Genomic DNA, 20937 nt, shown 5'->3' on the forward strand with positions numbered 1-20937 from the left:
CGACACGCTTCGGCCAAGTTCGGGGAAAGCCCGGATCGGACGGGCCGCCACTGGGAAGGACCACTGCTGCCATGGCCGGAGCACGCTATATTCTCGCGATCGATCAGGGGACGACCTCGTCGCGCGCGATCCTGTTCGATGGTGCGCTCAGGGCTGCGGCATCGGCGCAGCGCGAGTTCCCACAGCATTTTCCGGCCTCGGGCTGGGTCGAGCACGAGCCCGAGGATCTGTGGGAGAGCGTCCTGGCGACCTGCCGCGAGGCCATCAGCAAGGGCGGGCTCTCAGCCGCGGACATTGCCGCGATCGGCATCACCAACCAGCGCGAGACGACGCTGATCTGGGACCGCAGGACCGGGCAGGCGATCCACCGCGCCATCGTCTGGCAGGACCGGCGGACGGCGCCGCGTTGCGCCGAGCTCAGCGAGCGAGGCCATGATTCGTTGGTTTCGAGCCGGACGGGCCTGCGAATCGATCCCTATTTCTCGGCAACCAAGATCGCCTGGCTGCTCGACAATGTGCCGGGCGCGCGCCGGCGGGCGGAAGCCGGTGAACTCGCCTTCGGCACGGTCGATTGCTTCCTGTTGTGGCGGCTGACAGGCGGAGCCGTCCACGCAACCGACGCGACCAATGCCGCCCGCACCATGCTGTTCGATATCGGGCGCGGCGTCTGGGACGAGGACCTGCTCAAGCTGTTCGACATCCCCAGCTCATTGCTGCCGGAGGTTCGCGATTGCGCCTGCCTGTTCGGCGAGACGCTGCCCGAACATTTCGGTGCGGCGATCCCGGTGCGCGGCATGGCCGGCGACCAGCAGGCGGCGACGATTGGCCAGGCCTGCTTCACGCCTGGCATGGTGAAGTCGACCTATGGCACCGGCTGCTTTGCCCTGCTGAACACCGGTTCGACGCCGGTGGCGTCCCAGAACCGGCTGCTCAGCACCATCGCCTATCAGCTCGGCGGCGAGCGCACCTATGCGCTGGAGGGTTCAATCTTCGTCGCGGGGGCGGCGGTGCAATGGCTCCGTGACGGGATTGGAATCATCGAGACGGCAAGCGAGACCGGGCCGCTTGCCGAAGCTGCCGATCCGACCCAGGCGGTCTTTCTGGTGCCGGCTTTCGTCGGGCTCGGCGCGCCGCATTGGGACGCCGAGGCACGTGGCGCGATTTTCGGGCTCACCCGCAACAGCGGCCCGCGCGAGCTGGCGCGGGCGACGCTGGAAAGCGTCTGTTACCAGACGCTCGATCTGCTCGACGCGATGCGCGCCGACTGGCCGGACGCCGGGCAGGGCGCTGCGGTGCTGCGCGTCGATGGCGGCATGGTCGCCTCCGACTGGACCATGCAGCGGCTCGCCGACATTCTCGCGCTGCCTGTCGACAGGCCCGAGGTGCTGGAAACGACGGCTTTGGGAGCCGCCTATCTCGCCGGGCTCGATGCAGGGCTGTTGCCGGAGCCGGATCGGTTCGCCGATCTCTGGCGGCTGGAACGGCGCTTCGTGCCTGGAATGGCGAACAGCCAGCGCGAAAAGCTGGTCCTGGGCTGGCGTGACAGCGTACGGAGGACGCTGAGCGCAGGCTGACAGGGGCCCTGTCAGCTTCATGCACAAGATTGCTCACAATGGGCTTGCCATGCGGGCGCTGGTTGTTTAGACCGCGCCTCACCAACGAAGGCGTTCGCGCCGTTGGGGGATCGTCTAACGGTAGGACCCCAGACTCTGACTCTGGTTGTCTAGGTTCGAATCCTAGTCCCCCAGCCACTCACCAGTGGCGTCTCTTGAAAATCAAGAACTTAGCGATTTGGGTGCGGCTCCTCGCAAGAGGGATTCGGACCTTGCTGGGCACGACTCCATCAGGTTCGTCAGCGCACGCAACACCTGAAGCGCATCGCATCCGCGCGTTGCGGCGCTTGATCTCGGCGCCAACACCGTTCTTCGCCCGCCGCTTCTGAGAGGAGGCTAGCGTTCGGTCCCGACGCCGCGCTACCAATAGCCATGGGGTTCGGCGTCTTCATTCACCGTCACGATTCGATTTACGACGACAGCCCGGCTGAGAGATATCAGTTCCCGCGGCAATATCTCGGTCGTGTTCAAGCCTGTGTCGGTGACTGGATCGTCTACTACGAGCCGCGCAAGGTGGTGAGTACGCGCGGGTACTTTGCCATTGCCAAAGTTCAGCAGGTCATTCCCGACCCGACTGCCCCCGCTATGTTCATCGCGGTGATCGAGCCCGGCAGCTATCTCGACTTCGCCAATCCCGTCCCCTTTGCTGACGAGAGCGGTGTCATCGAGCGCGGCGTGCTAAACGACGAGGGCCGGATATCCGGGCGAGCACAAGCCGCGGTGAGATCGATCTCCTCGGCCGACTTCAACCGTGTTCTCGCCCTCGGCCTCGACGATGCGGAGCCCCTTCTGCCGCGCCGCGATGCTCCGGACGCCACCTTGGAACTCGCAGAAGAGCAAGCTCCGTTTGTTTTCGATCAAGCTCGCGAAAGGCTGACGATTGCGCTCACACGGATCGTGCGCGATCGAGCATTTCGCCGGACGGTGCTGCGGGCCTATGGCGAGCGCTGTGCCATCACCGGGCTCAGGCTCATCAATGGTGGCGGTCGTGCCGAGGTTGCCGCCGCCCATATTCGCCCCGTGGAGGCGAACGGTCCCGATATCGTCAGTAACGGGCTTGCGCTTTCGGGAACGGCGCATTGGATGTTCGATCGCGGGTTGATCAGCCTGTCCGATGACCTGGACATTCTGATCTCACGACATGCGAACGATCTTGAGGGCATCCGGGCCTTCGTGAACAGAACCGGCCGCGCGTTTGCTCCCGCCCGGCCGGCTGAACGCCCGCATCCTCATTTCCTCAATTGGCACCGCGAGAGCTGCTTCAAGCAGTGAGGTGATTGCTGGACCCTGCTCTGGTGAGGCGCGGTCGATCGCGCCCAGGCCTCAAAGATAGGGCGGCGTGCAGGCGCTCACGACCTCGCAGCGCGTCGCGCCGATATTGCGGAAGCGGTGGGGGGTGCGGCTGTCGAAGAGATAGGCATCGCCGACGCCAAGAATCTTGATCTGGTCGCCGACGGTGATCTCGAGCTCTCCCGAAAGGACCACGCCGCCTTCATGTGAATCGTGCTTCAGCATGGTGACGCCGGTATCGGCGCCGGGCTCGTAGGATTCATGCAGGATCTGCAGGTTATGCGCCTTGGCGTCGCCGACCTGTCGGAACGACATGCGGCCCTCGCCGCTGCCGCCACTGACCTGATGCAGGCGGGATGTCAGGTCCAGAAGGTCGCCCGAATCGAAGAATACCTTGCCTCGCGGCACGCGCTCTTCGTCAAAGAAATTCACCATCGACATCGGAATGCCGTCAAGAATCTTGCGCAAGGACGCGACCGATGGGCTGTTCCGATTCTGCTCGATCAGCGAGATCAGGCTGTGCGTCACGCCCGAGCGGGCGGCCAATTCACGCTGTGAAAGCCCGGCAGACGCCCTGATTTCCTTCAATCTTCCACCCACGTCAAAACTCATGACCGGTCTCCGCCCGTCTTCGTTCCATCACGCAATGCCTGCGACGCTATCCACACGGCATGCAGCGCTTGCCTGTTCAGCGCCCCTTGCGCTGTCAAATATTCTGAGCAATGCTAACCCCAATCCAATAAGAAAATGACTCTGAGGAAATATCAAGGATGGAAGAGTTTCTGCGGCTCGAGACCGCTGCCTAGAGCATATTCCATTATCTGACAGAGCTGAACGTCGTGGATTTAGTGCGCTAAATCTGCGTTACGCTGCGCGTTTGCTTGCGCCTGGCAAGTTGCGCGCGCAGCGGTGTCAATCATTACAATGCAGCAGTGAGCGTAAGGTTATGATTCAAGCGGACACCGTCTTGTTGAACGGCCGCATCTTCTGCGGTTTGGCCGAGGGGTTCGTCGAGGCCTTGGCGGTCAGGGACGGCACAGTCCTCGCGGCAGGTTCGGCTGAGGAGATCTCGAACCTGCGGGGGGCGGGCACGCGTGTCATCGATCTGGCCGGTCGCGTTGCGATCCCCGGCCTCAACGATGCGCATATGCATCTGCTGCCGCTCGGCGTCAGCATGAACGAAATCAATCTTCGGCCGGAGGAGGGTGTGCGCAGCATCGACGAGGTCCTGCGCCGCGTCGCGACTGTCGCCAGGACGAAGAAGCCAGGCGAGTGGGTGCTCGGGCGCGGCTATGATCACAATGAACTGGCCGAGGGCCGCCATCCCACCGCCGACGAGCTCGATCAGGTGGCGCCCGACAATCCTGTCTATATCAAGCGCACCTGCGGCCATGTCGGCGTCGTCAACAGCCAGGCTATGCGCAAGGCCGGCATCGGCCACAACACGCCGAGCCCCGACGGCGGGTTGATCGAGCGGCGTGACAACAAGCTCACCGGCCTTCTGGCTGAAAGCGCCATGCGCCTGATCGTCGAGGCGATGCCGAAACCCAGCCACGCGGAGCTGACGACGGCCATCGAGCAGGCCGGCCACTACATGCTGTCGCAGGGCTTCACCAGCGTGATGGATGCCGGCGTCGGCATGCTGGCGGGCATGGCGGAGATCGAGGCCTATGAGGAGATGGCCCGCACCAACCGCCTGCCGGTACGGACCTGGGTCTGCATCTATGGCAACGCCGACGGGATCGGCGATGCCGCGCACGCGGCCGGATACCGCTTTGGGCGCGAGGTCGGCCTGCTGCGCTATGGCGCCATGAAAGTGTTCGGTGACGGCAGCGCCGGCGGTCTGACGGCAGCGATGAGCCAGCCCTATCGCGTTGGCGACCCCGACAACCGCGGCATCTTCATCTATTCCGATACGGACATGCACGGTTACCTCGCGCATTATCACAGGCTCGGCTACCAGCTCGCGATTCATGCCATCGGCGACGCAGCCATCGAGCAGGTGCTGTCGGGAATCGAGCAGGCGGACAGTGCCGAGCACCCCGTCCTCGGGCGTCGCCACCGCATCGAGCATTGCGGCTTCCTGACCGACGGCCAGCTCGCTCGGATGGCTGCAGCGGGGATCGATCCCGTACCGCAGCCGGTGTTCATCTACGAGTTCGGCGATCTCTACGTTCATAATCTCGGGCAAGAGCGGGCGGATGCCTCCTATCCGATGCGCAAATGGTTCGATGCCGGTGTGCATCCCGCTGCGAGTTCGGATGCGCCGGTCTGCGCCACGGACCCATTCAAGAACCTCTTCACGATGGTCACCCGCCAGACCAAGCGCCACACGGTGATCGGTGCGGCGGAACGCCTGACGATGGAAGAGGCCGTCCATGCCTATACGGCGATCGGCGCCTATACCCAGTTCGCCGAGGACCGCATGGGACGTCTCGTGCCGGGTCAGCTCGCCGACATCGCGGTTCTGTCGCACGACATCTTCGCCGCTCCGGTGGAGACCGTGGAGATGGATGCGCGCTGCGATCTGACGCTGCTGGGCGGCGAGGTGGTTTATGACCGGCTCGGCCAGTTCGCAGCCGCGGCGCAGTAGGGAGAAGCCGGAATGCTGCGGCACACGCTGCAACGGCTGCTGCTCGCGCTGCCGGTCCTGTTGGGGGTTCTCCTGCTGGGCTTCCTGCTCATGCAGGTGGTCCCGACGGATCCTGCGCAGGTGCGAGCGGGGCCAACCGCCACACAGGACATCGTCGAGGCCATCCGCCGCGATCTCGGGCTCGACCAGCCGCTCTGGAAGCAGTTCCTGATCTATGTCGGGCGGTTGCTGCAGGGTGATCTCGGCGTGTCGATCATCAACAATGTGCCGGTCGTCCAGGAGCTCGGCAACACGATCGGGCCGACGCTCGAGCTGATGGTCGCCTCCCTGATCTGGGCCATTCCGCTGGGCATCGCCATGGGCACGGTCGGCGCCTATTTCCGCGGCTCTATCCTCGATCGCGCGATCATGGCGGTGTCGGTCGCGGGCGTCTCCCTGCCCGTGTTCTTCCTCGGCCTGGCACTGATCTGGCTGCTCGGCTTCAAGTATCCGCTGCTGCCCTTCACCGGCCGGATGGGGCCGTTCTGGACCTGGGACGGCTTTCTGGCGATCATCTTGCCGGCCATCACGCTCGGCGGCGTCTTCGTCGGCCCCGTCGCCCGCATGACCCGCAGCTCGGTGCTCGACGTGCTGGGGGCCGACCATGTCAGGACGGCCCGCGCCAAGGGGCTGACAGAACGGGCCGTGGTCATGCGGCACGCCCTGCGCAATGCGCTTGTCCCCGTCGTGACGCTGATCGGGCTGCAGATCGGGTTTCTGCTCGGCGGTGCCGTCGTCACCGAGACCGTCTTCAGCTGGCCAGGCATCGGCCGGCTGGCCGTTGGTGCGATCCTGTCGAGCGATCTGCCGATGGCGCAGGGCACCATCATCGTGCTGTCGCTCGGCTTCATCCTGATCAACCTTGCCGTGGACGTGCTCTATGCCGTGCTCGACCCGAGAGTGAGGGGCGCCTGATGAGCTCCATCATGCAGACGCTCGCGAAGGGGCAGGCGGAACCGCTGCCGGCGCCGGCGACCGAAGACTTCATCGTCCGCCGCCCATCGGTGCTGAGAATGCTCGTCAGCGATGTCGGAGCATGCATCTCGCTGGTGCTCGTGGTGCTGGTGATCGCCGGGGCGATCTTCGCGCCCTGGCTTGCTCCGTCGGATCCCTATGGCGGCGATCTCGCCAATACCCTGAAGGCGCCCGGCGAGATGGGCTTGCTCGGCACGGACGGGCAGGGGCGTGACATGATCACGCGACTGCTGTTCGGCCTGCGCACCACGTTGCTGATGGGGTTCGCTTCCGTCGTCTTCGGCTGTGCCGTCGGTGGTCTCGTCGGCTTCGTTGCGGCCTTTTACACGCGGGTGTCGGGCCTGCTCATGCGCCTGATGGACGTGCTCCTGTCCTTTCCGGCCATCCTGTTCGGACTGGCCATCGCCGCCATTTTCGGGCCCGGGCTCACGGCGGTGATCATCGCGCTGTCGATTGCGACCGTGCCGCTGATGGCGCGTGTCGTGCGCGGTTCGGCCATTGTCGTGCTCCAGCAGGACTATATCGAGAGCGCCCGCTCGCTCGGCATGAGCGACGCACGCATCATCTTCAAATATCTGCTGCCGAACTGCCTCTCGGCGATCTTCGTCTTCGTCACCCTGCGCTTCGGCCAGGTCATCCTGCTCGGCGCCGCCCTGTCGTTCCTCGGTCTTGGCGCGCAGCCGCCAACGGCGGAGCTCGGCGCGATGGCGGCTGACGGCCGCAACTTCCTGTTCTTCGCGCCGCATGTCTCTGTCCTGCCAAGCCTGGTCATCTTCGTGGTCGTGCTGGCCTTCAACGTTCTCGGCGACGCGCTGCGCGATGCTCTCGATCCCAAGCTGCGCAAATAGACGCAGAATTTCCGGAGGTTTCCTCACATGAACAGGCTTACCGCACTGCTTCTCGGCAGCGCCGCTGCTGTTGCGGCCACCGCCGCGCCCGTCTGCGCCCAGCAGAAGGCACCTTTGTCGATCCTGCGCGTCATCGACGCGGATAATTACGACCCGATCCGCTCGACATCGACCGCCGCCGCCGAGGCGCTCTATATGCTGGCCGACACGCTGGTCAGCGTCGATTTCGACATGAAGACGATCAAGCCCGGCCTGGCGGAGTCGTGGACGGTCTCTCCGGACGGCACGACCTACACGTTCAAGCTGCGCACCGATGTGAAGTTCTGCGACGGCCGTCCGATGACGGCCGAGGACGTCGTCTACTCGCTGAAGCGCTGGACCGATCCGGCCAACAAGTCGCCGGTGTCGTTCCGCGGCGGTCAGGTCAAGGACATCCGCGCCGAGGGCGACGCGACGGTCGTCTACGAACTGAAGGAGCCCTATAGCGACCTGCTCTTCCAGATCGGCCTGTCCTTCGCTTCGGTGGTCGACAAGAACGCGGTCGAGAAGCTCGGCGCCAATTTCGGCGTGCAGGGCTTCAACGCGACGGGCCCCTATTGCTGGGTGAAGTGGACCCCGCGGCAGGAACTCGTGATGAAGAAGAACCCCCACTACACTTGGGGGCCGCCGATCTACAAAGATCCGAAGCCGCAGATCGACGAGATCGTCTGGAAGATCATTCCTGAGTCGAATACGCTGATGGCGGCGATCCAAGCCAAGCAGGCCGACGTCACCTACTATATGCCCTATATCGCGCTCGACACGATGCAGCGTATGCCCGGCATGCAGGTGCAGCGGCAGGACAATTATATCTATGACATCTTCATGGGCTTCAAGGTCGACAAGCCCGTCGCCAGCGAGGGTGTGATCCGTGAGGCGGTCAACATGGCCGTCAACAAGGACGCCATCGCGAAGGCGATCTTCTTCGGCAAGGGCCAGACCCTGCCGGCATTGCTCAATGCCAGCGTCCTCGACTTCGACAAGGACGCGGCTGCCAAGATGCCGAAATATGATCCGGCCGCGGCGGCCAAGCTCCTCGACGCGGCTGGCTGGAAGGCCGGCGCCGACGGCATCCGCGAGAAGGACGGCAAGAAGGCCAGTTTCACGGTCTACGGCATCCGCAACGACGTCAATCCGCGCATCACCGAGGCCATGCAGGCCGACCTGCGCAAGATCGGCATCGACATGAAGATCCAGCTCTGGGATGCGACGGTCGCCTGGGGCAAGCTCGCCACGCAGGAATTCGACGCCTTCGTGATGGCCTATCCCTATGTGACGGCGACCGAGGCCTTGAACCTCTACTTCAACAGCCGCCAGGCGCCGACGCCGAACCGGATGAACTGGAAGGACCCGAAGACCGACGAGATGCTGAAGGCGGCTGCGACCGCCGTCGACGCCGACAAGCGCAAGCAGGCGATCGGCGCCGTCCAGACGCAGCTCACCGAAGCCAATGTCTGGGTGCCGCTGGTCTCGCAGCCGCTCTGGGTTGTCTCGGGCGACCGCGTCGAAGGCGTGCGCGCCCACGGCGTCTATGGCGCAGGTCTCTACAAGGGCCTCGACATCAAGCTGAAGCGCTGAGCGCTTCGATGCGGCGCGGGGGACACCCTGCGCCGCATCCGCTGCTCCGTCGGTCATGCAAATCGCCCGCGTGGCCCTCGGGCCGGGCCCTTTCCCTGTTCTTTGTACGGATGATGCCATGACGATCACGGTCATCAGGAATGCGGATGTCGTCGTGGCCTGGGATGCCCAGGCTGCCGGTCACGTCTATCTCTACGGCGCAGACGTCGCCTTCGAGGATGGCAAGATCCTTTTTGTCGGCGAGCGCTATGACGGTCCTGCGGACGAGACCGTGGACGGGCAGGGGCGGATGGTCATGCCCGGCCTCGTCAATATTCACTCGCACCCATCGAGTGAGCCTCTCAATAAGGGCTTCCTGGATGAGCTCGGCTCGCCGGCACTCTACAATTCCTCGCTCTACGAGTTCATGCCGATCCTGCGCCCGGATGCCGAGGCGGTGCCGGATTGCGTGCGCGTCGCCTATTCCGAGCTGCTACTCTCCGGCGTGACGACGGTTGCCGATCTGTCGGTGCCGCATCCGGACTGGCTAGACCTCGCGGCGCAGAGCGGCATGCGCGTCTGCCTTGCCCCGATGTTCCGTTCGGCCCGCTGGCATACGCGCAATGGCTATGTCGTCGAATACGAGTGGGACGAGAAGGCCGGCGCCGATGCCATGGCGCAGGCCTTCGAGGTTATCGCTAAGGCCGAGGCTCACCCCTCGGGCCGCTTGTTCGGCATGGTATGCCCCGCCCAGATCGACACCTGCAGCGAGGGGCTGATCAAGGAAAGCTACGCCGAGGCCGGCCGACGTGGGCTGCGCTGGCAGATCCATGCGGCGCAGTCGACGGTCGAGTTCCATGAGATCACGCGCCGTCATGGCGTCTCGCCGATCCAGTGGCTCGAGAAGCTCGACGTGCTCGGCTCGACGAGCATCGTCGGTCACGCCATCTTCCTCGACGACTACCCGCGCAACGCCTGGCACAGCCGCCGCGATCTCGATCTCCTGGCTGAGACCGGCACGACGGTGGCTCATTGTCCGACCGTGTTCATGCGGCGGGGCATCGCCTTGCGTGATTTCGGGCGCTATCGGCGCTCCGGCGTGAATATCGGCCTGGGGACGGACACCTATCCCCACAACATGCTCGAGGAAATGCGCAACGCGGCCTATGTCGCGCGCCTGATGGCGGAGAGCCCGCGCACACTCAGCACGACCGACCTGTTCGAGGCGGCGACGGTCGCCGGTGCTCGTGCGCTGGGACGCAGCGATATCGGCCGGCTTGCGGTGGACTGCAAGGCGGACCTCGTGCTCGTCGATCTCACCCATCCCATGATGCAGCCGCGGCGTGATCCCGTTCGCAGCCTGATCTACGCAGCGGCCGAGCGCGCGGTCGATCGTGTCTATGTCGATGGCCGTCTTGTCGTCAGCGGCGGCGAGGTTCTCACCTTTGATTATCCGGCGGCCGCCCGGCGCCTGCATGAAGCGCAGAAGCGGACTGAAGCGGCTGCTCCCAGGAATGACTGGGCCGGCCGCCCGGTGACGGATTACTCGCCCCTGACCTTTCCCGAAGCCGGGCAGCGGGCTTCCGGGGGCCGCTCATGAGTGCGACCAAGGCCACGCCGATCATCGAGCTGCGCAACCTGACGACGGCCTTTCAGACCCTCAACGGGACGGTGCGGGCGGTCGACGGGATTTCGCTCTCGCTCGAGCGCGGCAAAACGCTCGGTATCGTCGGGGAGAGCGGCTGCGGCAAGAGCATGCTGTCCCTGTCGATCATGGGCCTCGTGCCGCCCCCGGGGCGCAATGCCGGCGGCGAGATCCTGTTCGAAGGGCGCGACCTCCTGAAGCTGTCGTCGAGCGAGATGCGCGACATGCGCGGCAACCGCATCGCTATGATCTTCCAGGAGCCGATGACCAGCCTGAACCCCGTGCACACGGTGGGGTATCAGGTCGTCGAATCCCTGCGCGCGCACCGCAAGGCCTCCGCACGCGATCTGCGTGACGAGGCCATCGAGGCGCTGCGCAGGGTGCGCATTCCGTCTCCCGAGCGACGCTTCGACGAGTATCCGCATCAGCTGTCCGGGGGCATGCGCCAGCGGGTCATGATCGCCATGGCCCTGACCTGCAAGCCGGCTCTGTTGATCGCGGACGAGCCGACCACGGCGCTGGACGTCACCATCCAGGCCCAAATTCTCAGGCTCCTGCGCGAGTTGCAGGAGGAGACGGGCATGTCGATGATCCTGATCACCCACGACCTCGGTGTCGTCGCCCAGGTCGCCGACGAAGTCGCTGTCATGTATGCCGGCAAGGTGGTCGAGCGGGCCTCGGTCCAGGACGTGTTCCACGATCCGCAGCACCCTTACACGATCGGCCTGATGGGCTCGATGCCGCGCATGGACCAGGACGTGGCGCGCCTCATCGCGATCGACGGCGTCGTGCCTCCGCCCTTCCGGCTGCCGCAGGGCTGCCGGTTCAATCCGCGCTGCCCGTTCGCCGATGATGGTTGTCGCGCGGAGATGCCGGTGCTCGGGGAAATCGGCCCGACCCATCTTGTCGCCTGTCGGAAGGCCCCGCTGGAGGAGTTCGTATGACAGCGCCGTTGCTCGAACTTGAGGACGTGACCAAGCATTACCCCGTCTTCAAGGGCCTGATCCGGAAGAAGCAGGTGGGCGCGGTGCGTGCCGTGGACGGGGTGAGCCTGCAGATCAATCCCGGCGAGACCCTGGCGATCGTCGGTGAGAGCGGCTGTGGCAAGTCGACCACCGCGCGTCTTGCCATGCGGCTCATCGAGCCCACGGCGGGAAGCGTGCGCTTCGAAGGTCGCGACATCACGCATCTCGATCGGGCGGCGCTGCGCAGCATGCGTCGCAATATGCAGATCGTCTTCCAGGACCCCTATGCCAGCCTGAATCCGCGCATGACAGTGGAGGAGCTGATCGCCGAGCCTATGCTGGTCCATGGCGAGGGGACGGCGGCCTCGCGGCGGGCTCGCGTGCTGGAACTGCTCCGCCGGGTCGATCTCGCCCCCTATCACGCGGCGCGCTATCCGCACGAGTTCTCGGGTGGCCAGCGCCAGCGCATCGGCATCGCCCGGGCCCTGGCCCTGTCTCCGAAGCTCATCGTTTGCGACGAACCGGTGTCGGCCCTCGATGTGTCGATCCAGGCGCAGGTCGTCAACCTGCTGAAGGATCTTCAGAAAGAACTCGGCCTGGCCTATCTGTTCATCTCCCATGGCCTTGCCGTCGTGAAGCACATGGCTGACCGCGTGGCGGTGATGTATCTCGGGCAGGTCGTCGAACTGGCGAGCAAGCAGGACCTCTACGGCAATCCCCGCCATCCCTACACGCAGGCCTTGTTATCAGCGGCGCCGGAGCCCGACCCGACCAGGCGCGAGGGCTGGAATGTGCTGGGGGGCGACGTTCCGAGCCCGCTCAATCCGCCGGCAGGCTGCCGGTTCCATACGCGCTGTCCCCTTGCGCAGGAGCGTTGCCGCAGTGAAGTGCCGAGCCTGCGTTCCGTCGGCGCGGGACATAGCACTGCGTGCCATTTTGCCGAGACCGTGCCGACCTTCAGCCACGCTGCCGCGGCCCGGGAGGAATCGCCGAGCCGGCGCAGGCGCCTCGCGCTCTATGAGGCGCACCGTCGTCAGGTGAACTGAGCGAGGCTTGACGTCTGAGGCTGCCACCGCTCACCGATTGTCCTCGTCTCGCCGTCACGCCCGGACCGTGATCTCCGTGCCGTCCGCGCTTGCCTGGTCCGATGCCGGGAAGAAGGCGTCGGCATAGGCGTGAGCCGGGTCGAGTCCGCGGCGCGTCATGGCTGCGACCGCGTCGTCAACCAGGCGGGGCGAGCCGGCGACATAGGCTGTCACGCCCTCGAGTTCGGCGAGCGCTTCAAGGCGAGCGCCGAGCGGCGACCCGTCGCTCAGGACAGGGATATAGGTAAAATCGGCGAGCCGGTTGGCGAGGTCCGCGATCGTGGCCTCCTGATAGAGATCATGCACAGCCCGTGCGGCATTGTAGAGCCGGATCGGCTGCTTCAGATGCAGGCGTGCGGCGCTTTGCAGGATCGACAGGATCGGGGCGAGCCCGGTTCCGCCCGCCACGGCGAGGATCGGCCCGGTCCGCCTAGCGCGCAGATGCGCTGTACCCATCGGGCCACGCAGCCGGACGGGATCGCCCGAGCGCAGCCTGCTCGCGACATGACCGCTGGTTGCACCATTGGCGACATGCCTGATGTGGAACTCGAGCAGCGGCTCGTCCGGGTCGTTTGCCATCGAATAATTGCGCGGCGCGCAGCCCGCGAAATCCAGTTCGGCATATTGGCCGGCCGTGAAGGCGAGCGGAGCTCCCTCCAATTCCACGCGCAGGATCGAGATATCCGGCGTCGGCCGCTGCAGCGAGACGACCCGTCCCGAAACCTCGCCCAAGGAATGTCCGGCCGTGTCGCTGCCGAGCCAGGCGATGCTGCAATCGCTGCGCGGCTGTGCGCGGCAGGCGAGAACGAAACCGCGCTCCGTGTCTGCTGCGGTGAGTGCGAATGGCGTATGGGGCAGCAGCTCGACTTCGCCCGAGAGAAGCCTCGATTTGCAGGCGCCGCAACGCCCGACCTGACAGCCATAGGGATAGGCGTACCCGGCAAGCTGGGCCGCCTTCAGGATCGTCATATCCGCCGCAACCGCGATTTCGGTCGCGAGGTTGGTGATGCGGACGATATGGTTCGGAGTCATCGAGTGGGCCTCAGCTGAGGCTCACGCGCCGCTGACGGCCTTTCGGACTGAGTGATAACCGTCATCTGCGCCACCTCGGTTGGACGAACGGTCACTGCGATGCGGCTTCCCATCGTGGGAATGTCAAGCGGCTGGAGACCTCTCGTGCGGAGAAAAATCCGGGCTTGACCTTGCCATATGGCAAGGAACGACACTGATTTTGCGCTCATTCCTTCAGGAGAGGTTTCCTATGTGCCAAGCTCACCAGACCGACGATCATGAGGTTGCTTCCGCTGCCGTTTCCGGCGTTTCCGTCCGCGTCGAGGACATGACCTGCGGTCATTGTGCTGGCACCATCAAGAGCGCCATCGAGAGCTCGATCCCGGGTGCCAAGGTCAGCGCCAACCCTGAGGCTCGTCTCGTCTCGGTTGAGGGTGCCGATCTTGCCCGGGTTCGCGAGATCATCGCGCAGGCCGGCTATACGCCGGAGGCCGCTCGCGCCTGAGCGTTTGAGGCCGGCAATCCGGCTTTCGCCGACAATCGGCGTGCCTCTTTGAAATGATGACAGCCGCGGCGAATGCCGCGGCCTTTTGCTTGATTGGCGCTGCCGATCCTTCGCGCCCGCCCTCGGAGCCGGACCAGAATGCCGAGCCCTTTCCGGAGGAGCGGAAGCGCGGCGTCTCGGATTTTGGAAGGCTGATTGATTGCCGGGCGGACGATCAAACAGCGCTGAATGGCGCCCCGATCCAGATGGAGGAGTGCGAACGCCGCGATGCGGATAGACGGCCTCCATCATCGGCACGGACGGGGGAAGGCAGATCATGCGCGATTCCATTGCGGATCAGGCTGGAGAAACAGTCAGGCCCGGCGCTGGATCGCCGGGCCTGACCCTGCGCGGCATTGATGTCGGAGAACGTCAGATCATTCCAGGCCCGGCATCATCGTGTAGTAATTGATGAAATGTGCCCTGTAATTCTTGATCTTCGTCGCGTGAGCATCGTAGCTCGATTCATGGACAAGGAAGACGTTGATCGCGTCTTTTTGGATTTTTTCGCCCAGGTTGGCGTACATTTTGAACCGGTCCGCCTGGTCCTTCGTGCCGTAGATCTTGCCGATCTCCGCGTCCATTTCAGGTGTGCAGTAATGCGCAATATTGAAGCTTCCCGAACATGAGTAATCGGCATTGATGAAGCCGATCGGCTCGGGAACGTCGGTCAGGTAACCGCGCGACATGAAGGCCATGTCGAAATTGCCGGCGAGCATATCCGGCTCGATGGCCTTATATTCCGCCATCCGGATATCGACCTTGATGCCGACCTGCCCGAGCATCTCCTGCACCACGGCGGCGACATCCTTGAGCTCGACCTTGGACACGTAGCCCCAGAGATTGAGGGTCAGGCTGCCGGGCTTGATGCCGGCTTCCGCCAGCAGCTTCTTTGCCTTCGCGGGATCATAGGACGGCTTTTGATTGGCTGGCGCCCACGGATCGGTCGCGCGGAACGGGCCCATGGCCGGCGTCGCGGCGCCCTCATAGACCGCCGCGGCAATCGCCGATGTGTCGATCGCGGCCTGGATCGCCTGGCGGACGCGGATGTCGTCGAACGGCTTCTTCTTGTTGTTGAGGAGAAGCATGAGGGTGCGTGGGGCCTTGGTCTGCTCCAGCTTCACGTTCTTCAGATTCTTGAACTGGGCCAGCGCGGTGGCCGAGATCATCCGGGCGATATCGGCTTCTCCGGTGCGGATCTGGGTGGCACGGCTGTTCGCATCCGAGATGAATTTGATCTCTGCTCCGTCGAGCTTTGGCTTGCCGCCCCAGTAGTTGTCATTGCGCTTGACGGTCATGCCTTGCTTGGCATCGACGCGCGTGATGGCGAAGGGGCCAGTGCAGGTCTTGATCGGGTTGACCTTGTCGTCCTTGTAGGCTGCCGGTGCCAGGATCGTCGTGGCCGGACTGGCCAGCTGGCCGGGGAGGAAGACCGAGGGTTCGACGGTGGTGACGCGCAGGGTCTCGGTGTCCAGCACCTCGACGGATTTGATGTTCTTCTTCGAAAAAGCCCGTGCCGGCACCTGCGCCGCCAGGAGCTGGTTGAGTGCGTTCGCCGCCGCTTCGGCCGTCAGGGGGCTCCCGTCATGGAATGTGACGCCCTGGCGTATCTTGAAGTCCCAGGCGGTCGGCGAAGACTGGCTCCATGCCGTGGCGAGCGAGGGCTTCAGCTCGCCGTCGAAATCAACTTTGGTCAGGCCCTCATAGCACCCTGAGCGACTGCCCAGATAGGCGTCGTCAGACGCCATGTCCCAGCCCGCGACAACATTCACAACCTCGCCGATGGTGAGGGTTCCCGCGGCTTCAGCCGCGGTCGCCGCAGACAAGGCAAGTGCGCAGGCAGCCCCTATGGTCTTGCGTTTGCTCATTCGTCGATCCCCTGTTTTATTCTGCTTATGGTTGCAGCAAGGCTGATCGTCCCGCGTCTGGCGAAGAATTTAATACCGTTCTGCGGGGAATTGGCCGCAGAACCGATCATCCCCATCGAACGCGCGCCGATAAGATGTCATGGGCCTGTCATCGCCGCATCAGGCGTCCCGGCTGCGCGATAGGTCACTGAGGTCAGATCGAGCTTTTCCCAGTGGTGGCAGCGGACGAGATGGCCGTCGCCCACGTCGCGAAGCAGGGGCATCTCGCTGGTGCAAGGCTGCGTCGCAAAGCGGCATCGCGTCTGAAGCCGGCACCCCGGCGGCGGAGCCAGCGGGCTTGGCAGATCGCCCTTGAGATAGCTGGCTGCGCCGTCAAGACCAGTCTCGTCGATCAAGGCGGATGAGATCAGTGCGCGCGTATAGGGGTGGCGCGGCCGTGCGAAGAGTTCGTCCCGGTCGGCGATCTCGACGATTTGGCCAAGATACATCACGGCGATGCGGTCGCACATGTACTTCACAACGCGCAGATCATGGGAAATCATCAGCAGCGTCAGGCCAAAGCGCTGCTTCAGGTCGACCAGAAGGTTCAGGATCTGTGTCCGCATCGAAGCGTCCAGCGCCGAGGTCGGTTCGTCGCAGACCAGGAACCGAGGCTTCAGCAGCAGGGCCCGTCCGATGACCACACGCTGCAACTGCCCTCCGGAGCATTCGCGGGGATAGCGCTCGGCGAAAGAGGCATCGAGCCCCACTTCTTCGAGCATCTGCAGCACCGTAACGCGAAGCGTGTCACGCATGCCGAGCTTGTTCTGGATCATCGGCAGCAGCATGCTGTTGCCCAGCGTCATGCGCGGATCGAGGGCGGCATAGGGATCCTGAAAGACAAGCTGCATGGTCCGCCGCATGCGGCGCAGGTCCGGGCCATTCAGCGTCAGGACGTTCCGTCGGTCGATCCTGGCCTCGCCGCCTGTCGCGGATGTCAGCCGCATCAGGACGCGGGCGATCGTGCTCTTGCCGCAGCCGGACTCGCCAACGAGACCCAGGACCTCGCCCTCGCGAATGGAGAAGGAGACGCCGTCCAGGGCCCTCAGCGAGAGCCCTGCGCGCATCATGTAGTGCTTCTTGAGGTCGGTGACCTCGACGAAGGGGCGGCCGACTGTAGCGTGAGACCGCGGCGCCATGTCGATGCGACTGTCGATCATGCGTGGGCTCCGCTGACGGCCATCGCAGGATGGTCGTTGCAGGCCACGGCCCAGCATCGTGCCATGCAGCTTGCGTCATAGGTACTCAGCTGGGGTTCCTGCTCGAGGCAATGCGCGGAGATGCCGTTGGCTGCCGCGGTCGGGCAGCGCGGCAGGAAGCGGCAGCCCTGTCCGGTCGCGAGCGCCGTCGGCGCCGCCGGAATCGAATAGAGCCGGCCGTTCGCGTCCGCCTTGAGCAGCGAGCACTGCACCAGCGCCCTGGTGTAGGGGTGGCGCGGCTGCTGGAGGATCTCGCGGGCCGGTCCTTCCTCGACGATGCGGCCGGCATACATCACCGCGACGCGATCGGCGATCGCGGAGACGATCGACAGATCATGGGTGATCAGCAGGATCGCGAGGTTCCGCTTTCGGCGCTGCTCGTCCAGCAGCTTCAGGATCTGCACCTGCACGGTGACATCGAGCGCTGTCGTCGGCTCGTCGGCGATCAGGATCTGGGGCTCGCCGCTCATTGCGGCTGCCATCATCACGCGCTGCGCCATGCCGCCGGACAGTTCATGTGCATAGCAGTCGATGCGGCTCGCCGGAGCAGGGATGCCGACATCGGCGAGCAGTTTGATCACGCGCTCCTTGACCGAAGAACGGTCGGGACGGCGATGCTTCCAGAGCGCCTCCGCGACCTGCACCCCGACCCGAGACGTCGGATCGAGCATGGCCTGCGGCTGCTGGAAGATCATGGCGATGTGCCCGCCGCGCAGATGGTTCAATTCGGCCGGGCTCATGCCAAGCACATCGCGCCCCCGAAACAGGACCTGCCCGCCCGTGATGCTGGCGGCAGAGGGCAGCAGGCGCATCAGCGACAGCGCGGTCATGCTCTTGCCCGATCCCGACTCGCCGACGAGCGCGACGATCTCGCCGCTCCTGAGCTGCAGGCTCAGGCCATCGATAATGGTCTTCGATGAGCCTTTGCCGGGCACCGAGACGTGCAGGTTGCGGATATCGAGAAGCACGTCCCTGGCCGGCTCGGGTCGCGCGTCATCGGCAGTATCGGGAAAGCGCTTGTCCATCTGTGACCCCTCTGTTCTGGTTTTTTTGGTCGTGTTCTCTATTGGTGCACTCGCTCTTCGCGGCTCAGGCTATGGTGCTTTTCCTATCTCTGCGGGGGGCAGGCTCGTTCGTGCTCGATCAGAGGCGAATGGGGGGCGGCCTTACACATTCGGTTGGCCGCATCCTTCCCGCCTCCGCAATCCTATCGGGCTTCCTTGAGTTCGAGGCCCTGGCCGATCCAGGTCACTGACAGTGCCGTCAGGAAGATCGCCAGGCCGGGCACGATCACGAGCAGCGGCATCCGCTCGACATAGGGCTGAGCCTCGGCCAGCATCAGCGCCCAGTCGGCCTGGGGTGGCTGCACGCCGAGCCCGATGAAGGAGAGACCACCCACTGTGATCAGCTTGTGCCCGAAGCGCAGGAAGGTGATCGCCGCGATCGGCCGCAGGGTATTGGGAATGATGTGCCGGACAATGATGAAGGTGCGCGAGCAGCCCAGCACCTCGGCAGCGCTGATATATTCCTTGGCGCTGATCACGAGCGCCAGACCGCGTGACAAGCGGGCGAAGGGTGTCCAGCCGATGATCGTCAGGGATATGATGAGCGTGCCATAGCCCGGCCCGAGGATCGCGATCGCGAAGATGGCGATCACCACGTCGGGAAACGAGATCAGCAGGTCGACCAGGCGCATGATGATTTCATCGACCCAGCCGCCCGAGCGAGCCGAGATGATGCCGACCACGGTTCCGATGGTGACGCAGAGGAACAGCGTGACCATGGCGATCAGCACGGAAAACTGGCCGCCGACCAGAATCCGGCTCAACAGATCGCGGCCCAGATGGTCCGTGCCGAGCCAGTGTGCAGCGCTCGGTGAGGCCAGGCGGCGCAGCAGGCTTTGGCTTGCCGGATTGTAGGGTGTCACCCAGGGACCGGCGATCAGCAGCGCAGCGATCAGCGCAAACAGCGCGATTCCAACCCCGAAGGTCCAGTGTCGGCTGCGGGCGAAACTGAGGAAGCGCCGAAGGGCTGAAGGGCGGCCAGCCACGGTGCGACCGGCGAATGGGAGCAGGGGCAGGGCGGTTTCAGTGGACATGGCCCATCCGCACGACTGGATTCAGCAGGATGTAGAGCACGTCGGCAATGGTGTTGATCACGATCGACAGGACGACGATGCACATGAAGCTCGCTTGCAGCACGGGCACGTCGTTGTTCACCACGCCTTCGTAGATCAGCCGTCCCATGCCGGGGATCGAGAAGATGACCTCGACCACGACGGAGCCGCCGAGCAGGCCGGCAAGCCACAGGGCAAACAGCGTGACGACCGGCATCGATCCGTTACGCAGCCCGTGGTGAACAACTGTCTGCCGCATGCTCAGCCCGCGGCTGAGCGCAGCGGTGATATAGGGCGCCTGCAGCACATCGATCATCGCCGCGCGCGTCACTCGGGTGAAGTAGGCCATCGGGCGCAGCGACAGAACGAGGGCAGGGAGCACGATATAGGACGGACCTTGCCAGCCGGCGGATGGCAAGAGACCAAGGTACAGCGAGAAGATCAGCACCGAGATCGGCGCGAACCAGTACTCGGGGATGGCGACAAGGGACTGCGTGAGGAAGGTGACGATGTTGTCCAGGCGTCCGCCCGGCTTCAGCGCCACAAGCGTTCCCATCGGAAGGGCCACGAGCAAGGCGAGGCCGAGCGCCGCCATCGCCAGCGTGAACGAGACGCCCAGCGACCGCAGCACTTCCTGTCCCACCGGCGCGCGACTGACGAAGGAATAGCCAAAGTCACCGCTCAGGGCCGCCTTCAGCCAGGACAGGTACTGGACATAGAGCGGCTGTTCGAGCCCGAGGCTAATGCGCAGGGCCTCAACGGCCTCAGTATCGAGGGCCACATCTCCCATGCGGGATCGCAGGATCGTCCGGACGGGATCGCCGCCATTCATGTAGGGCACGATGAAGGCGAGCAGCGAAATGAAGACGCATGTCGCACACAGCAGCGTGAAGCGTTTCAACGCGATCGTCCACATTCACGCGCCCCTTTTGTCGATGCGCCAGGCGGCAAGACCCATGATCTTGCCGCCGACCCCCAATGTCGATCCGAACCGTCTCCGCCCGAGCACAGACCACAGCAGCAAGGAACGGGCCGCGTCGCTCTAGCGCGGCGCGCAGTCCGGCACGGCAGTGATCGCTCGACGTGTGTCAGGCGCAGTTCCCGGAGTGTAAGTCGCAGCGATGGCTGCCGATGTCGTTCTGGATGTCACGCCGACAACACCGTGCCGTTTTCGCTCACCGTCATGGCAGGCCATGCCGTCATCTCCGGATCGCGGGATCGCGTGGGGCATTTCGACCGGGCGATGTTGCTGGCGTCAAGGCGACCGGCTCTGCTGGACGATGATGTCGATGTGCCCTTCGGCGGCGAAACAGCGCAAAAACCCGCCATTGAGGAACGCGCGCCAGGGCAGGCGGCTGTTGACAGCAATGTCGCGCGAGGAAGGGTGTTCAGCAGATTATGCCGTGCCTATCCGGTTCATGGCGCAGGAAGGCGTCTTCCTGCGCCCCCGTTGGCCTTGCTCCTGGATTTCCGGAGGGCGAGCCGGCGCGTGCGGCTGTCGGCCCCGAAAC

The 20937-nt window shown here is 64.4% G+C and carries 17 protein-coding genes and 1 tRNA gene; 11 read left to right on the plus strand and 7 right to left on the minus strand.

All coding sequences use genetic code 11. The features are described 5' to 3' along the window. Positions 1-71 precede the first annotated feature (71 nt). From glpK to AB4099_RS19660, 3 genes are all read left to right on the plus strand, one after another. Positions 72-1574, plus strand: a complete 1503-nt coding sequence (glpK, locus tag AB4099_RS19650) for a glycerol kinase GlpK (protein ID WP_441479287.1) — start codon at positions 72-74, stop codon at positions 1572-1574. Between the two features lie 103 nt (positions 1575-1677). Continuing rightward, a tRNA-Gln gene (locus AB4099_RS19655) sits at positions 1678-1751 on the plus strand. Between the two features lie 234 nt (positions 1752-1985). Beyond that, the gene (locus AB4099_RS19660; RefSeq protein ID WP_441479288.1) at positions 1986-2885 is read left to right on the plus strand and encodes an HNH endonuclease; all 900 of its coding nucleotides are present in this window, start codon (positions 1986-1988) and stop codon (positions 2883-2885) included. Positions 2886-2936: 51 nt separating this feature from the next. On the opposite strand, the gene AB4099_RS19665 is transcribed toward AB4099_RS19660, so the two are convergent. Continuing rightward, positions 2937-3515, minus strand: a complete 579-nt coding sequence (locus tag AB4099_RS19665) for a cupin domain-containing protein (RefSeq protein WP_441479289.1) — start codon at positions 3513-3515, stop codon at positions 2937-2939. Between the two features lie 358 nt (positions 3516-3873). On the opposite strand from AB4099_RS19665, the gene AB4099_RS19670 reads away from it, so the two are divergent. The 7 genes from AB4099_RS19670 (at position 3874) to AB4099_RS19700 (ending at position 12610) form a co-directional block, all read left to right on the plus strand. Then, positions 3874-5496: an amidohydrolase gene (locus AB4099_RS19670; protein WP_441479290.1), complete on the plus strand. Its 1623-nt coding sequence runs from the start codon at positions 3874-3876 to the stop codon at positions 5494-5496. Between the two features lie 12 nt (positions 5497-5508). Then, on the plus strand, positions 5509-6450 hold the full coding sequence (locus tag AB4099_RS19675; RefSeq protein ID WP_069880300.1) for an ABC transporter permease: 942 nt from the start codon (positions 5509-5511) through the stop codon (positions 6448-6450). Next, complete coding sequence (locus AB4099_RS19680; protein ID WP_441479291.1) at positions 6450-7358, plus strand: ABC transporter permease; 909 nt, start codon at positions 6450-6452, stop codon at positions 7356-7358. Before AB4099_RS19675 ends, AB4099_RS19680 begins: the two co-directional genes overlap by 1 nt. Before the next feature lie 27 nt (positions 7359-7385). Then, positions 7386-8975: an ABC transporter substrate-binding protein gene (locus AB4099_RS19685; protein ID WP_441479292.1), complete on the plus strand. Its 1590-nt coding sequence runs from the start codon at positions 7386-7388 to the stop codon at positions 8973-8975. Positions 8976-9093: 118 nt separating this feature from the next. Further along, entirely contained in the window at positions 9094-10554 is a 1461-nt protein-coding gene (locus AB4099_RS19690; protein ID WP_441479293.1) for an amidohydrolase family protein, read from the plus strand. Further along, the gene (locus AB4099_RS19695; RefSeq protein ID WP_441479294.1) at positions 10551-11543 is read left to right on the plus strand and encodes an ABC transporter ATP-binding protein; all 993 of its coding nucleotides are present in this window, start codon (positions 10551-10553) and stop codon (positions 11541-11543) included. The genes AB4099_RS19690 and AB4099_RS19695 overlap by 4 nt, the downstream gene beginning before the upstream one ends. Beyond that, complete coding sequence (locus tag AB4099_RS19700; protein ID WP_441479295.1) at positions 11540-12610, plus strand: ABC transporter ATP-binding protein; 1071 nt, start codon at positions 11540-11542, stop codon at positions 12608-12610. The genes AB4099_RS19695 and AB4099_RS19700 overlap by 4 nt, the downstream gene beginning before the upstream one ends. Positions 12611-12664: 54 nt before the next feature. Here AB4099_RS19700 and AB4099_RS19705 read toward each other — a convergent pair whose 3' ends face one another. Beyond that, positions 12665-13681: a 2Fe-2S iron-sulfur cluster-binding protein gene (locus AB4099_RS19705; protein WP_441479296.1), complete on the minus strand. Its 1017-nt coding sequence runs from the start codon at positions 13679-13681 to the stop codon at positions 12665-12667. Between the two features lie 229 nt (positions 13682-13910). On the opposite strand from AB4099_RS19705, the gene AB4099_RS19710 reads away from it, so the two are divergent. After that, complete coding sequence (locus AB4099_RS19710) at positions 13911-14165, plus strand: heavy-metal-associated domain-containing protein (RefSeq protein ID WP_441479297.1); 255 nt, start codon at positions 13911-13913, stop codon at positions 14163-14165. Between the two features lie 416 nt (positions 14166-14581). Here the strand turns inward: AB4099_RS19710 and AB4099_RS19715 are convergent, their stop codons facing one another. From AB4099_RS19715 to AB4099_RS19735, 5 genes are all read right to left on the minus strand, one after another. Then, positions 14582-16072 (minus strand): ABC transporter substrate-binding protein, encoded by a 1491-nt coding sequence (locus AB4099_RS19715; RefSeq protein WP_441479298.1) that lies wholly within the window; start codon positions 16070-16072, stop codon positions 14582-14584. 137 nt (positions 16073-16209) lie between these two features. Beyond that, on the minus strand, positions 16210-17271 hold the full coding sequence (locus AB4099_RS19720; protein WP_441479299.1) for an ABC transporter ATP-binding protein: 1062 nt from the start codon (positions 17269-17271) through the stop codon (positions 16210-16212). Further along, on the minus strand, positions 17268-18335 hold the full coding sequence (locus tag AB4099_RS19725) for an ABC transporter ATP-binding protein (RefSeq protein ID WP_441479300.1): 1068 nt from the start codon (positions 18333-18335) through the stop codon (positions 17268-17270). The genes AB4099_RS19720 and AB4099_RS19725 overlap by 4 nt, the downstream gene beginning before the upstream one ends. A gap of 182 nt (positions 18336-18517) precedes the next feature. Further along, positions 18518-19408, minus strand: coding sequence for an ABC transporter permease (locus AB4099_RS19730; protein WP_113515822.1), 891 nt, complete (start codon positions 19406-19408; stop codon positions 18518-18520). Beyond that, positions 19398-20342: an ABC transporter permease gene (locus tag AB4099_RS19735; protein ID WP_441479301.1), complete on the minus strand. Its 945-nt coding sequence runs from the start codon at positions 20340-20342 to the stop codon at positions 19398-19400. The genes AB4099_RS19730 and AB4099_RS19735 overlap by 11 nt, the downstream gene beginning before the upstream one ends. Between the last annotated feature and the right edge of the window lie 595 nt (positions 20343-20937).

Source organism: Allobosea sp. 2KB_26 (assembly GCF_052115715.1).
Taxonomy (GTDB): domain Bacteria; phylum Pseudomonadota; class Alphaproteobacteria; order Rhizobiales; family Beijerinckiaceae; genus Allobosea.